The sequence below is a fragment of the Rubripirellula obstinata genome (genome assembly GCF_001642955.1).
Taxonomy (GTDB): domain Bacteria; phylum Planctomycetota; class Planctomycetia; order Pirellulales; family Pirellulaceae; genus Rubripirellula; species Rubripirellula obstinata.
Genome location: NZ_LWSK01000061.1, coordinates 1 through 15,755 on the forward strand (window position 1 = coordinate 1; position 15,755 = coordinate 15,755).

Sequence of the window (15,755 nt, forward strand, 5' to 3'; positions counted from 1 at the left end):
GATGCCCACGCGGTTAAACAGTTTAAAAACCCTTCACGGCGTGGGGCAGCCATCCGGGTGCTCGCGCACCCGGCAGGGAGCTGCCGGCCCTCCGGGCCTAACGCGCAGTAACTGATGCGACGTCCCGAGCGAAAGGCGACTATAAAAAGTCGTACGTTCCTCAGCGGTTAGTATCTAGCTGTTAACTTTCCATTCCATCATGCCCTCACCGCTAATCGCTAACAGCCAACCGCTAAAAGCTACTTCCATGCCCGATTTAATTGCTCAAGGTCCCGGTTCTGGCGATCGCTGGCGACGCGAATTGCCCGACGCCACCTCTGCATCACAATTGTCGCTTGGGCGGCGAGCGAGCGATTGGAATGTGCCTTGGGATTCAATGATCTCACGCAACCACATTCGATTGATCCCGATGCCGGATGAACGCATCGAAGTGATTGGATCGCCGGCGGCTCGTAATCCGATCTTCCACCACGGCCAACAAACTCGCCGATTCACGCTGGTGGTTGGCGATCATTTTGTGATTGGCAGGACCACGTTCACGTTGGTGAATCGACCTGGTGTCGTGGATTCGTCTTCAGATTTAGCGGCTGAATTGGCGGGAGATTCCAGTGCTGATCAAGCACGCGCAGGTCAAATGAGCGCAGACCAAGCGAGTCGATCAACCGAATTGATGCAGCATTCTTACGACCCGGTGGCGCTGCGACGAAAGAGTTTTACTGATGCAGCATCCCGAATTGACATGCTTAGCCGATTGCCAGATTTGATCATCGGCAGTGCGACCGATCAGGAATTACTTGTCCGCGTCACCAACGTCATGCTGCAAGAAATCCCCAACGCGTCGGCTGTGGCGGTCGTACAGTGCGACCCAACTTCGTCGGTCAAATTGCTGCACTACGATAGCCGAACTGGCAGCATCGACGAACCATCGGTCAGCGCACGACTGGTTCGAGATGCGACCAAAAAACGCGAAAGCGTGTTGAATCTTTGGTCGCCGCGACAGCTTTCTGAAACCCGCAGCACCGAAGCCTTCACCGCGAACGAATCCGTTGACTGGGCGTTCTGTGTTCCGCTTAGCAGCGATGGATGTCCTGGCTGGGCAATCTATGTCAGTGGTGGTTTACAAACGGAATCAGGCGGTGAAACCCAGGGAATGGATTTCGAGAAGTCGATTCAGTCCGCGCCCGATGATTTGCACGACGATGTCAAGTTTACGGAATTGGTGGGAACGACATTGTCGAACCTACGACAAAGCCGGCGGTTGCAACGGAGGCAGGCTCAGATGCGACACTTCTTTGCACCGGTGGTCTTGGATGCCTTGTCCGATCAAAACTTGGACGAAGTTCTGGTGCCTCGGGAAGTAGACCTGTCTGTCCTGTTCTGTGATCTGCGTGGTTTTTCGCGGCGAAGCGAGCAGGATTCGGCAGACTTGTTGGGGCTTCTTGCACACGTCAGCAAAGCGCTTGGCGTGATGACGCGGCACATCATGGAAGGGCAGGGGGTGATCGGTGACTTCCACGGCGACGCGGCGATGGGATTTTGGGGCTGGCCACTGGAACAACCCGATGCAGCCATCCGCGCGGTCGAAGCAGCTTCGAAGATCCGCGCCGACTTCCGAATTCATGCCGACAAACTTGGCTTTCGTTGCGGCATCGGCGTGGCCACCGGCCGTGCCGTCGCCGGACAAATTGGAACGATCGATCAAGTCAAAGTCACCGCCTTTGGTCCGGTCGTCAACCTGGCCAGCAGGCTGGAGGGCATGACCAAGACAATGGGAGCCGAGGTGATCGTCGACGAAGCGACCGCCAACGCAATCGCCAAAGCGGCTGATCCAAGGTTCCAAACTCGATCGCTGGGAAGCGTCCAACCATCAGGTTTCAGTTCAGAATTCGAGGTCGCCGAACTCTTGTCGGATTCCGACGGTTCGTTGATCTAGCAGTCTGTTTCAGCTTTCTGCTTGGGTCTCGCTATCTTCGACCACTTCGGTTGTTTCATCTGGCGTGGGCAGGACTGCGACGGGTTCACCCCAGTCCGCGTCGAATTCGGTTTCGCAGGACTTGCACGTTACCTTGGTGCCAAGCAATTGGTCGTCGATGACCTCGGCCGCATCGCATGAAGTGCATTGGATGCGTACGCTGCCGGGTTCGGCGGCCATGGCTTTCAAGTGAGCTTCCATGACGCCGGCGACTTCGATGTCTTCGGGTTGCAATGTCGTTAGAAGTTCGCGATTCATTTCCTTCATGCTGGCCAAACGATTGGCTAATTTTCGGACGCTTCGTTCAAAACTGTTTCTGCTGGATCGACCGTTGCCAAAGTGCCGATCGCGTCCGATGTACAGGTAAGTGAATCCACGCAGTAGTCGGCGGCGTGATTCGGTGGGCAGGGTGTACTTGGCTTTCTTGGCGATCAATTCAAAGATTCGGCACAAAGCTTCGGGCGGATAATCTTGGAACGTCATCGTCGTGCCGACGCGGGAACTGAGCCCCGGGTTGCTGCGGATCATCGTGTTCATTTCGTTGGGATAGCCCGCCAAAATGACGACCAAACGATCGCGTTGGTCTTCCATTCGCTTGAGCAATGTTTGGATGGCTTCGCGTCCGTATTGGTCTTGGCCGCTTTCGTCGATCAACGTGTAGGCTTCATCAACAAACAACACGCCATCGAGTGCTTCGTCAATCTTTGCGTTGGTCTTGGGGCCAGTTTGCCCGGCGTACTCGGCAACCAGACCGCTGCGATCGGTTTCGACAAGTTGTCCTTGTTCCAAAACGCCCAACGCGCCGTAGATCTCGGCAACAATGCGGGCGACCGTCGTTTTCCCCGTGCCCGGATTACCAACGAACGCCATGTGAAGACTTGGACGTGTCGTGGGTAGACCTTCCTTTTCACGAAGCCGTTCCATCTTCAAAAAATTGGTCAGCGTTTCAATCTGATCCTTGATTCCTTCCAGCCCCACCAAGCGATCCAGTTTGGCGCGAGCGTCCGCCAATCGTTGCTCGGGAGTTCGATCGTCGGAAATTTGATTGCTGGGTGGCCCGCCAGCAGCAGTCTTGGAAGGCTTCGGTTTTTCTCTTGCACCTGATCCACCGGGCCCGGCCAACGGCGTCGGTTTTTCAGCCGCCGTGACGCTGACGCCTTCTCGCAATCGCTTGGCTTCTTCGCGCAGCCAAGACAGCGCGTCGCGAGCGTTGTCGGTATCGACTTCGTTGGCCAGATGTTCGGGAGCTTTACCTTGCAGCTCGTCAAATTGCCGCTGCATCGATTGGATGCTTTGGTTGTCGGCTAGCGAGATATCGCCATCGACCGACGCCAACAGATTGGCCATTCGCATTGCCAGGGTTTCCAGTTCGCCCCAACGATCTCGCACCGCCGGAATCTCGGCAAAGGGTCGCACGAGTTCTGACCATCGGAAGTCGTTGCTGGCACTGATCAGCCAATCGACGGCTTCATGCAGTTGGCTGCCCATCACGGACTTACCCCAAATGTGTTCCAACAGTGCTCGCCCAAGTTGCCGTTGTTCCATCGATCGGGCATCGGTTTGCGGAACGACGGCGGCAAAGACTTTCATCAAGAAACCTTGATGCAGGTCATCCATCTGATCCGCGACCGACATTGCGTCACCATCGTCGCTGCCGCGAAGCCATCCGTAGGATCCGCGAATCAGTTCGCCGCTCTCGACATACAGGGCACGAGTTTCTTTCAAAGCGTCGCGATAAAGACGGATGGATTCAACTATGCGGTCGTCAGAAGAGGAAGACATCGGCGCGGCGTCCAGGCAGTGGTGTGATCGATTGAGCCCAGGCAAGCTGGACGTTTGGTGTGAGCATCAGGATAGCATTTTGGTGGTGGTTCAGGGATGCAGGTCAACGCCGTGAAGAGTTTCGGTCCCGGAAAACGCGGATTAGTTCGTTTAGCCGCGTTGGGCATCGCCCCGCGCGTCGTGCTGGCCCCCACAACGCGCGCCACAGCGCGCGGGGCGATGCCCACGCGGTTAAACAATTTAGAAACCCTTCACGGCGTTGGATGCAGGTCCCGTCACATGGTGACGAACGATGACAAATACGGTTTGGTTTCAAAACCTGATCCAGCTAGACTGTAACCGTTGGTTAAAACTGCCCGTAGCTGATCCCGCCAGGGTTCAGTCCTCGATCCGTTGAAGTTCGACTGAAACCTGGCGGGATCAGCTACGTTCTCAATAAGATTCCAGCGGTTTCTCGCCTCTGTCTCACCCACCCTTTCATCGTTACTTCATGCTGGTCCATTCGTCGCGATTTTTGGTCGTCCTGACTTGCGTGGTTCTGATTTGCACCATTCTCATTAGCACGGCGGCGTGGGTTGGGTCAGCATTGGTCGCTGATGGCTCGCCCATCAATCCAGCGGAAGGCGATGCAGCGGAAGAGACCGATTTTTCGCAGACCCATTGGTCGCTCCGCCCGATCGACTTCGCGAACGTTCCAACCTCAACTTCTGTCGCTGAAACCGCCGCCGTCATCGACGACTTGCTTGAACAGGAAATTGATCGCGTCGGCCTTGATCCAAACGGACTCGCCGATCAACGCACCCAGATCCGTCGTCTGCACTTGGACCTGACGGGACTTCCGCCGTCGCGAGCCCAACTGGCCGAGTACTTAGCCGACGATTCAGAGCGAGCTTATGAAAACCAAATCGATCGATTGCTACAGAGCAAACACTTCGGCCAACACTTTGGTCGCTACTGGTTGGACTTGGTGCGGTACGCCGACACGCATGGTTTGCACCTGGACAATTATCGCGAAATCTGGCCCTACCGTGATTGGGTGATCGACGCATTGAATGACAACATGCCGTTCGACCAATTCGCCACCAAACAAATTGCTGGCGACCTGTTACCCGACGCCACCGACAACGATCGCATCGCTAGCGGTTTCAATCGTCTCGGATTAACGACCAACGAAGCCGGTTCGATTTACGAAGAAGTCTTGACTCGAAATTGCGTCGATCGCACGAATGCATTCAGCACCGTGTTCCTGGGATTGACGATGGAATGTGCAGCCTGTCACGACCACAAGTATGACCCGATCTCTCAACGTGATTACTATTCTCTGTTAGCGTATTTCAACAGTCTGGATGGTCCCGCTCTCGATCAAGACCTCAAAGATCCACCGCCAGTAATCGATGTCCCGTCGGCGGAACAGGAAAAGTTGCTGAAAGAGTTTGACGAGTCGATCGCAGAGTTGCGGTCCGAAATGCGAAGTCCGATTTCAGAAGTCGATCAAGACCGGATTGCTTGGGAGCGATCGTTAGGAGGTCAGACCAAACCAAAACAGTTGTCATTGGACTTGGTATCAGGTCAGAACTCGATCACCGCAGATCTACCGCCAGACGCTCATTGGCAGGCACTGCAAATCAGTAGTCCATTTTTTGAAATCGCCAACCCAACCGTCGAGGTGACGGACGATGACCTGGGTGGAACCTGGATCAACGTGCCCATCACCTGGACATTCGATGATCCGGGTCAACAGTGCCGATGGCTGGGAACACCATCGCTGGTCGCCGAGGGCCCCGGCGCTCGCGTAAGAGTGACGTTTGACAAACCACTCGATGCCGCGGAGCTAACGCTGCAAGACGCACGGCCTCCGATGCCCACTTCCATGCAAATCGGGCTTGGTGATGTTCACGTTTTGGGTCCGCTGGAAATTGAAAGTCCCAGTCGTGGCTATGACCGATCGTTTGCGTCGCAGGAAACAGCGTTTGAGTCCAGCGAAGTCTTTCGGTACCTAGACCAACCCTATCGGTGGCAGCACCGCGACGATTGGAAACAAGCCACACCATTGCAAGTCCCGACGATTCAAGATCGACCCTCAGTGACCATGGTCCATCACGCCATCGAATCACCGAGCGAACAATTGGTGGATTTGTTGATCGGCGTTGACGACGGTTACGTCATCTACCTAAACGGCAAAGAAATCGCAAAGGTGGACCATGCAATGCCGCGGATGCCACTGTCAAATCGACACAGGCTACGATTGGTCAAAGGCCCAAACGATCTGTATTTCAAACTGGTCAATCATCACGGTGATTCCAAACTCACCTACGCACTGCGATCACCTTGGATCGAAACGCCCGACCACATTGCGGCGCTGGTGCAGTTACCTCGAATGAAGCGTAGTAAATCCGACGTTGAACAGATTCAATTCTATTTTCGTCATGTTCAGTGCGAGCACCCTCGCTGGCAAATTCTGCAGGACTTGGAAAGAGGTTTGCAGCGTAGCCGTCAGCAACTCAAAGACGAAATTCCAACGTCGTTGATTTGGAAAGAAACCCAAACGCCCAGGCGGGCACACATTCTGGAGCGAGGTTTCTATGACGAACCTGGCGAATTGGTGATCCGTGACACGCCGGATTGTTTACCACCGATGTCTGGCGATGTACCGGCGAACCGTTTTGGTTTGGCGACTTGGTTGACTTCACCCGAACATCCTTTGACCGCTCGCGTGGCAGTCAACCGATTTTGGCAAGCAATCTTCGGCACCGGCATTGTCAAAACGGGCGAGGACTTTGGCGTCATGGGCGAATCACCTAGCCATCCGGCTCTGTTAGATTTTTTGGCCGCCGACTTTGTTCGCAGCGGTTGGAATGTCAAACGGTTGATCAAGTCAATCGTGATGACCGATGCCTACCGTCGTGATGCAGAGATTTCTGCAAAAACACAAAGCATCGATCCACACAATCGATGGCTCGCACGCGGGCCGCGAATTCGTTTGGATGCAGAAACGCTGCGCGACCAAGCACTCTTTCTATCGGGCCAATTAGTCGATGATTTGGGTGGACCGAGCGTGAAGCCGCCGCAGCCAGATGGTCTATGGGAAGCCGTTGGATATGTGGGCAGCAATACTGCTAAATTCCAAGCGGATCAGGGCGACAAAATTCGCCGTCGCAGCGTTTACATTTTCTGGAAACGAACCAGTCCGCCACCTCAACTGTCAACCTTCGATGCACCCAGTCGTGATTCCTGTACCGCCCGGCGCGACCGCACCAACACTCCGATGCAGGCATTGGTTCTGCTAAACGAATCACAGTTCTTGGACGCGGCTCGCGGTCTTGCCCGAATCGAGTTTTCTAGCAATGACCAAGCCAATCGCTTGGTTGAATTGTTCGAGACGGTGACCGCTCGGTTGCCCAACGACCAAGAGCAAACCGAACTGCAGCATCTACTCGATGACCTTTTGGAACACTATCAGGCCAATCCTGATCAGGCAGAACGATTGGTCGGCTTGCCGGATCCCGATTGGGCCGCCTGGACGATGGTTGCCAGCACGTTGTTAAACCTGGACGAGGTAGTCAACAAATGAATCAATTAAGCAACGATCCGGCTTCCATCGAGCGCGCCATCCTAAAACGATTCAGCCGACGGGCATTGTTCGCCAAAGGAACCGCGGGATTGGGCGCAGCGGCGCTGGCGTCATTGTCACCGACGTATTCACCGTCCGCGAATGCTGGGGCTGGGCTGCCGAACCTGCCCGATCACCAACCAAAGGCAAAGCGAGCCATCTATTTGTTTATGTCCGGTGCGCCCAGCCAAATGGATCTATGGGACCACAAACCGGAGATGCAAAAGTGGTACGACAAGGAATTGCCCGAATCGATTCGTCGTGGACAACGGTTGACCACGATGACCAGCGGCCAATCGCGATACCCGATCGCGCCGAGTGCCTACAAGTTCACTCCCCACGGGGAAAGCCAAACCATGGCCAGTGAACTGATTCCCCACATGGCCGGCAAAGTCGATGAAATCACGCTAATCAAATCGATGCACACCGAAGCGATCAACCATGATCCTGCGGTGACTTACCTTTGCACCGGAGACCAGTTGCCGGGCAAGGCTTCGCTTGGATCCTGGCTTAGCTATGGACTGGGCAGCGAAAATGAAAACCTGCCCGCGTTCATGGTGATGACGGCATCGTGGACGGGCCGGCGACAGGCCCAAGCTCTGAATCAACGATTATGGGGCAGCAGTTTTCTGCCAACAAAGCATCAAGGCGTTGCGTTGCGATCGGGTGCCGACAAAATGCTGTACCTGACCAATCCGCAGGGCATTCAAGCACCCGTCCGTCGCCGGATGCTGGATTCGCTCGCGCGGTTGAACGAGATGACGAGTCAACGAATCGGTGATCGGGAAACCCACGCTCGGATCGAACAATACGAGATGGCGTTTCGGATGCAGACATCGATTCCAGAATTGGCCGACATCAGTGATGAACCGCAGCATGTGCTGGACTTGTACGGTCCCGAAGTCACAATTCCCGGCACTTATGCGAACTGCTGTTTGATGGCTCGACGGATGGCGGAGCGGGGTGTTCGATTCACGCAAATTTTCCATCGCGGCTGGGATCAACACGACCATCTTCCCACCGACTTGCCCAAGCAATGTCGTGACACCGATCAGGCGTCGGCTGGTTTGTTGACGGACCTTCGGCAGCGCGGAATGCTGGACGACACGTTGGTGGTTTGGGGCGGTGAGTTTGGGCGTACGATGTATTGCCAAGGTGATTTGGGTCAGGCCAATTATGGCCGCGATCACCACCCAAAATGCTTCTCGATGTGGCTAGCCGGTGGCGGAATCCGACGCGGAATGACCTACGGTGAAACTGACCCATTCAGTTACAACATCACCAAAGATCCCGTCCACATTCGTGACCTGAACGCGACGATTTTGCATCAGATGGGAATCGATCACGAAGGATTCACGTACGCCTTCAAAGGACTTGATCAGAAGCTAACCGGTGTGGAAGAGGCCAGCGTGGTGCATGACATCGTTTCATGATCCCATCGACATCGGCCGTTGGCATTACCGGCGACGATTGTTCTTTTTGCGGCCTGCGACGCCGGCATCTTGCCACGGCGGTGGGCTTTGATAGACGCGGTCGTAGAACATTGCCAAAGATCGCAAGGCGTGGCCCTTGGGACCAATGCTCCAATCACGGTCGCGTTCTTCGTACATCGAATTGAGCAAGAATCGGACCGCTGACAAAAGACGCGGGTTCTGCAACTGAGCGTTCGGCGTGACCGTTAACAACCATTCGACCATGTGACCGGTTGTTTGAATCTTACGGTCAAGGTCACCGTTGTCTTCACGTCCTTCAAACCAATCGGTGCTGAATGAACCATCGCGGTTTTGAAGTCGGTACACGTATTGCACAAAGTCTTCGGTGAATTTTTCGGCACGCTTCCATTGGCCTTCGATTGGCTTTCCCTCGAATCGTCGTTGACGAAGTGCATGTCCAAAACCCATCAAACGATGCGTTCCGCCACAGGCAGCCCCGACGACCGGTTGCGAAAGCTCCTCGCGGATCAGCCGCTCGAAATCCCAAGACTCTCCATCGGCACTTAGCCATTGCTCGTCGGTATCGAGGTAGTGAGCAAGGGCGATCAGAATGAAGGTCAGTTCATTCCCTGATTTGCACGCCAACATTTCAGATTCGATAATGTCTTGCACGGCAAACTTGTAGTCGCCTGCATAAATCGGGTAGCTAGCGGGAACGCCACACAAAGAAAAGACGGCCAGCAATTGTCCATCGTGACCTTGCAGTCCTACTCCGCTTTTGACGACGAGTTGCCCGTTGTCTTCTTCAAAGAGACGTTGGCCCCGGCAAACATTGTTACCAGCGACCCAAGCGATGGTGCTGAAACTCCGTCGCCCGACAACCACTTTTGTATCGATGCCGTAGACCATCATCGCGTGCATCATTCCCCAATTGCTACGACCGCTGGCAATCTCCATGTCAGAGTAATAGGCTCGCAAACAACGATGCATCTTGCTACGCATTTGATACGAACTACGCGTCAACTTAACCGGTTGCTTGGGAAAACCTGCGTAATCAAATTCAACCGACGGATCGGCTTCAGGACCGGCGCTACCGAGCGACTGTTGACGATCTGAATCGTCAATTCGGACCTCCGTTTCACTCTGATCGAATTCTTGGCGGTTGTTGAACTCGGCCGCGGGTTCTGAATCGGCCGCTTCGTTATCAGTTGAGTCCAGCGATCTTAGAGGCTTGCTATTTTCGATTCGCAGCGGACGCAGGCTCGGCGTCGTATCTGTGCTTTCGATGCCAACGTCAGTCAGTGGCATCGGTGTTTCAGTATCGGCTGGCGATTGGATTCTTCGACGTGTACTTTGTCGCGCACTTTGCCGGGTGCTTTGCCGAGTACTTGGACGGTTCAGATCCCCGACGCTCGCTGATGGGCTGGCGGGCTTTGCGTGAACCCGCGAAGAAGACCTTCGCGAGATCCAGCGATCGTCTTCGCCTCGCAGTCGGTCATTCCCACCAAGCGAAGGCGGTTCGATTCGGCCTAGCGACGGTGGATCCAAATTACTGACCGGCGGCCGGGGCGGATCCATTTTGACAGAGCTGTCTTTTTCCGGGCCGACCAGCTTTTCCAACAACCACGGTCGTTTCGCAACTCGCAATCCTGTGTCAGCACTGTCGGAACCTGAACCTGCAACGTGATCACTGGTGTTAGTTGAATCGTAGTTTGATCCGGCATTGGTTGGCGCTTGCAACACCAATGACCCATCATCCTGGACCGCCGGCGATACCACCACGACCGTTTCCAGCGGCATCGTGTCTTGCGCCGCCGAGTCATCGACGAAGCCGACGCTAGATGCTGAAAACGTTAGAGTGCTGATTGCAATGGTTCGAAGACAATAGCTCGAATTTCGCAAAATACTTGCTAGCAACGCTACGCGACATTCGGATGGGCATAATCGACCGGAATCAAATTTTGGAAACAACAAGTGCACGAAGGACTCCAGGTAGAAGCGGACCATAGGAGTGGTATCGGTCGGACTAAATTGAAAGTTGACCTAGAAAGAAGCTGTGAAACTTAGGAAGTGTCGCGAAATCACTTCCCGGTTTTTTCGTAGCTGGGCCCGCCAGGGTTCAGTCCATCGGTAGCTGCACCCGACGCCGTGAAGGGGTCTAAATTGTTTAACCGCGTGGGCATCGCTCCGCGCTGTGGGGCCAGCACGACGCGCAGGGCGATGCCTGGCCTGATGAAAATCATTGCAACGCAGCAAATTGGGCAAGCTGCACCATGGCAGGCAACACAAACTGCAGCGCTGTGAAGCATTGTGGCAACGGCACATTTTCCTGATCGCCAGCATGTAGGCCGTAGCGAGCCATAGCGAGTTACGGCAATTTGCGCAACGCCGTAACTCGCTTTGGCTCGCTACGGCCTACTTTCAAGGATCGTGACAAGCTGACAACGACACATGTTCATCAGCCCAGGCGATGCCCAAGCGGCTTAACGAACTAATCCGTGTTTTCTTCACGGCGTTGAGCTGTACTCGACTGAACTCGACTGAACCCTGGCGGGCCCAGCTACCAAAGATTTCGCCATCGACGGAACTTGTTTCAGGACAGTTCCTCAGCGATCACAAATTCGTGAAAGCCAAAACTTTACAGGTCAAAATCGTCCAAGGAATCGATCAAATGATCGAGATCGTCCTTGGGTTCTGCCTTCAAATCGGCTTGTCTTTTCGCCAGTTGATCATCAATGCCAACGGCTTCTCTTCCAGAGAGTAATAACTGTTCATCGCGTTCGCGGGCCGCAGTGGCGATCGGATCCCCATCGGTGGCAGGGGCTCCGAACAGCAATGACAAATCAATCTTGAACCCCTCTTCGCCTTCGACGTGAGCGCCAGCGATTGCGGGTGCTTTGTGTTGAGGAAAGATGATCGCGTTTTCAGGACACACTCGACTGCATGCCGGGCAACCTTTGCGGCAATTGTCGGGCTGTTCGACCAGAATGTTTTCGCCGTAGTCGAGTCCGTAGACGCCAAACAAACAGAAATCAACGCACTCCATGCAGTTTGTACATCGATCAAAATCAATCACCGGATACCAGCGACGCGAAGTCTTCTCATCGACTTGGACTAGTTTCCCGCCAACGATCGGCAGTTCGTGATCAGAATTAACACCGCGTTCAATCGAAGGCGGAATCTCTTGCCCGGCGATCCGACGAATCTCGCTGACAAACAAATCAGAATTCTCACCCAACTTTAAATCTAGACCATAGATATTGCGGTCCGGTCGTGGGTTGATATCCGTGACTCGATCGACGGGTTCGGATGATTCATCGGTTGCTGATTCGACATCACCATCTTCGTCATCTTCCGAATCATCATCGGCCGCCAATTCAACGTCACCGACTTGCCCCCCGATACCGTTACGGTCTAGCACCCAGTGCGCGGCACGAGCGTAGATCCACGACACTAAAACAATGTCGCCCGTGATCGCTTTTAGGCTGGCGAACGACTCGCTTGATTTGGGCAGGTCGTATAGATGGGGTATGACCAGTACTTCCACGCCTTCGATCTTCGCCGACGCATCCGCGATCGCCTGTTCGAGTTTGCGTTTCTGCGGATTTCTAGATTGGCCGCGAGAAACGACGACGGTCAACGTTGAAGGTTTAGCCGCAATAATCATGACGTTACCAATCCAATGGAGCGATCCAGGCCGATTTGACTTCGGCCACCGACGAATGAAGCACCGACTGGTCGCCAACTGTTATCGACAAATTGGGGCTGGATTCAATCGTCCCCAAACGCGTGACTTTCACTTTAGCCGCTGTCAGCAAAGCGGCAAATAAATCTGCGTTGTCTGGCGTGGTTTCGATCAGAAAACGTGTGTTGGATTCACTAAACAAAGCTTCAGTGGGCGACAAGTCGTCACGACAAACCTCTGCCAGATCCAACTTCATCCCCAAACCGCCCGCCATCGCCATTTCGACCGCCGCCGCAACCAGTCCGCCTTCGCTGAGGTCGTGACAGGATCGGACTAAGCTCTTCTGCATCGCATCATGGACCGCTGCAAAGGTGACCTTCGCCTGAATCGCATCGACCTTGGGCACTTCGCCGCCCTTCAAATCGCGAACCAGGCTGAAATGAGATCCACCGAGTTCGGCGTGAGTTTCACCGACCAGGAAGACAACATTGCCAGCTTCCTTGGCGTCCATCGTCACTGATTTGGAAACATCATCGATTTGTCCCATCGCGCTGATCAGCAAGCTGGGCGGAATCGAAATCGTTTCCTTGTTGCCATCGTCATCGAAGAAACTGAATTCGTTGTTCAGCGAATCTTTCCCGCTGACAAACGGTGTGCCCAGCGTGATCGCCATGTCTTGGCAAGCGATCGCGGCGCGGACCAGCGATCCCAGTGTTTCAGCCCGGTCGGTGTATCCCCAACAAAAGTTATCCAGGATCGCAATGCGGCTTGGATCGGCACCGACGGCAACTGCGTTACGCATCGCTTCGTCAATCGCTGACGCTGCCATGTGATAGGTGTCGAAATCGCCGTAGTGCGGATTCATGCCACACGACAGCACCAAACCACGTCTGGAATCGATCCGTGGTCGGACGACGGCTGCATCGCCGGGGCCGTCGCATTGGGGACCGACCAGCGGCTTGACCACGCTGCCGCCTTGGACTTCGTGGTCGTATTGGCGAATGACCCAATGCTTGCTGGCGACATTTAAACTGCTCATCACCTGCAACAGCGTTTGGTGATGATCGTCGGCCGACATCGCGGGAATTTCGATCGGGTCAAACGTGGGCACATCGTAATTGGCATCGCGAATGATCGGTGGGCGACCGTCGTGCAAAAACTGCATCGACACATCGCCGACGGTTTCGCCGTGGTAGGTCAACAACAATCGGCCGGTGGGCGTGAACTTGCCCAACACCGCGGCCTCGACGCCTTCGCTTTCGCACAGCAGACGAAATTCGTCCCATGATTCCTGCGGTACCGAAAACACCATTCGTTCTTGAGCTTCCGAGATCCAGATTTCGGTGTACGTCAGCCCGTCATACTTAAGCGGAGCCTTGTCCAGCCAAACCTCGGCCCCCAGCTCTTCGCCCATTTCACCGACCGCGCTGCTGAACCCGCCCGCACCGCAATCGGTCACGGCGGTAAACAGACCACGATCGCGTGCTTGGATCAGAACATCCAAGACCATCTTTTCAGTGATCGCGTTACCGATCTGAACTGCGCCGCCGGAAAGTGATTCTGATTCGCTGGTCAGTTCCGCAGAACTAAACGTCGCACCGTGGATCCCATCGCGTCCGGTTCGCCCACCGATCGCCACGATCAGGTCGTCGGGCATGACTTCTTTGTTTTCCATGCCAACAGGAATGATGCCAGCGTTGCCGCAGTACACCAGCGGATTGCCCAGGTACCGTTTGTCAAAATAGACCGCGCCGTTGACCGTCGGGATGCCCATTCGATTGCCGTAATCGCGGACACCTGACACGACACCCTTGATCACTCGCCGTGGATGCAGCACGCCCGGCGGCAATTCGTCTGGCTTGATGTCCGGTGGTGCAAAGCAAAACACGTCGGTATTGCAAATCGGTTTGGCACCCATCCCGGTGCCCATCGGGTCGCGAATGACTCCGCCGATGCCGGTGTTGGCACCGCCGTAGGGTTCCAGAGCAGATGGGTGGTTGTGAGTTTCGACTTTGAAACAGACGTGGAAGTCATCATCAAATTTGACAATGCCCGCGTTGTCTTTGAACACGCTGACGCACCAGTCATCGTCGCCTAGATTTTTGCGGATCGTTTGAGTGGCTGCAAAGATGGTTTCTTTGAGCATGTTTTCGTATTGGCGTTCATCGCCGAACGGAGTTCCATCGGATTGGGGTCCGCGGTAATGGATCCGTCCCGCCAACGTTTTGTGGCTGCAGTGTTCGGACCAGGTTTGCGCGATGGATTCCAGTTCGATGTCAGTCGGGTCACGACCGAGTGACTGGAAGTGGTTACGAATCGTCTGCATTTCGACCAGCGTTAAATACAGTTGTCCTTCGCGCGACAGTGTTTCCAATTCGGTATCGGTCAGCGAGCGAATCGGAATCGTGATCAGTTTGAATTCGTAAGACGAACCGATATCGAGTTCATCCATTTCCAAAGGACCGACCACGACTTGTTCGATCGCGTCGTTGGAAAGGGCTCGCCGACAAATCGTTTGCAGCGAAGTGTCATCCATTTCGCCGAGCCAATACTTTCTCATCGAACGAACGGCGGTGACATCAAAACCGGCATCGCGAGCCGCGCTCAGCGTACTCGACGCCACCGGATCCATGACGCCGGGTTTGGGCATCACGTTGACCATGATCGTTTCGGATCCGGGTGCTTCGTTGAGCGTGTCTTGTCCGGCGATCGCGACGACGGGCGTTTCGGTAACGCTGTCGGACAATAGTGTGGTCGCCAAACGCGTGGCTTCGTCAAACGCAAATTCGCCTTGCACCAAAAACGATCGCGAAAACGAGACGGCGACATCATCGCCCAATCCCAATTCGTGAATCTCTTCGGTCGTCCGAACGGCTTCGCGGTCGGCTTGACCTTCGGCCGGGTAAATATCGATTTGCCAAAGTGGCATGGTTTAACCTTAGTTGTGTTCAGTTTTAAGTTTTCGATTCAGTCCCGGAGGGCCGGTAGCACGGTGCCGGGCGTGTCACGACCTGTCGGTTTAATCGACATCTCAGCGGTAATGGTGAGCCGCTGGCCGTAAGGCCTCCGTCAGTGGGTAAGCCCGGCCGCTCACGCGTCCAAGGCTAAATTTAATCGACAGGCCGGTCGGTCAGCACAGGGAACAATGTATCAATCAACCCTCTCTGCCGCGAGCGATCGGCAGAGACAACCAAGAGGGCACACATCCGGGTGCTACCGAACAATTCCACTTACTTTAGCCCCGGATGGGCCGTCAGCACGTTGCCGAGGGTC

7 protein-coding genes are annotated in these 15,755 nt (G+C 54.8%); 3 read left to right on the plus strand and 4 right to left on the minus strand.

The genetic code is table 11. The features are described from left to right. The first annotated feature begins 247 nt into the window (after nucleotides 1-247). Nucleotides 248-1,933 carry an adenylate/guanylate cyclase domain-containing protein gene (locus RC85_RS15445; RefSeq protein WP_068264433.1) on the plus strand — a complete coding sequence of 562 codons (1,686 nt, stop codon included), beginning with the start codon at nucleotides 248-250 and terminating at the stop codon, nucleotides 1,931-1,933. Nucleotides 1,934-1,942: 9 nt separating this feature from the next. Here RC85_RS15445 and RC85_RS15450 read toward each other — a convergent pair whose 3' ends face one another. Beyond that, on the minus strand, nucleotides 1,943-3,754 hold the full coding sequence (locus tag RC85_RS15450; RefSeq protein WP_068264435.1) for an AAA family ATPase: 1,812 nt from the start codon (nucleotides 3,752-3,754) through the stop codon (nucleotides 1,943-1,945). A 490-nt stretch (nucleotides 3,755-4,244) separates the two neighbouring features. Here RC85_RS15450 and RC85_RS27515 point away from each other — a divergent pair, with 490 nt between their 5' ends. Both RC85_RS27515 and RC85_RS15460 read left to right on the plus strand, forming a co-directional pair. Continuing rightward, the gene (locus RC85_RS27515; protein ID WP_068264437.1) at nucleotides 4,245-7,325 is read left to right on the plus strand and encodes a DUF1549 and DUF1553 domain-containing protein; all 3,081 of its coding nucleotides are present in this window, start codon (nucleotides 4,245-4,247) and stop codon (nucleotides 7,323-7,325) included. Continuing rightward, nucleotides 7,322-8,797, plus strand: coding sequence for a DUF1501 domain-containing protein (locus RC85_RS15460; RefSeq protein WP_068264440.1), 1,476 nt, complete (start codon nucleotides 7,322-7,324; stop codon nucleotides 8,795-8,797). Before RC85_RS27515 ends, RC85_RS15460 begins: the two co-directional genes overlap by 4 nt. Before the next feature lie 24 nt (nucleotides 8,798-8,821). On the opposite strand, the gene RC85_RS15465 is transcribed toward RC85_RS15460, so the two are convergent. The 3 genes from RC85_RS15465 to purL form a co-directional block, all read right to left on the minus strand. Next, a complete protein-coding gene (locus RC85_RS15465) occupies nucleotides 8,822-10,777 on the minus strand; it encodes a hypothetical protein (protein WP_162273217.1) in 1,956 nt (651 codons plus the stop codon). 658 nt (nucleotides 10,778-11,435) lie between these two features. Next, entirely contained in the window at nucleotides 11,436-12,464 is a 1,029-nt protein-coding gene (locus RC85_RS15470; RefSeq protein ID WP_068264443.1) for an ATP-binding protein, read from the minus strand. 4 nt (nucleotides 12,465-12,468) lie between these two features. Continuing rightward, nucleotides 12,469-15,411: a phosphoribosylformylglycinamidine synthase subunit PurL gene (purL, locus tag RC85_RS15475; RefSeq protein ID WP_068264444.1), complete on the minus strand. Its 2,943-nt coding sequence runs from the start codon at nucleotides 15,409-15,411 to the stop codon at nucleotides 12,469-12,471. Nucleotides 15,412-15,755 lie beyond the last annotated feature (344 nt).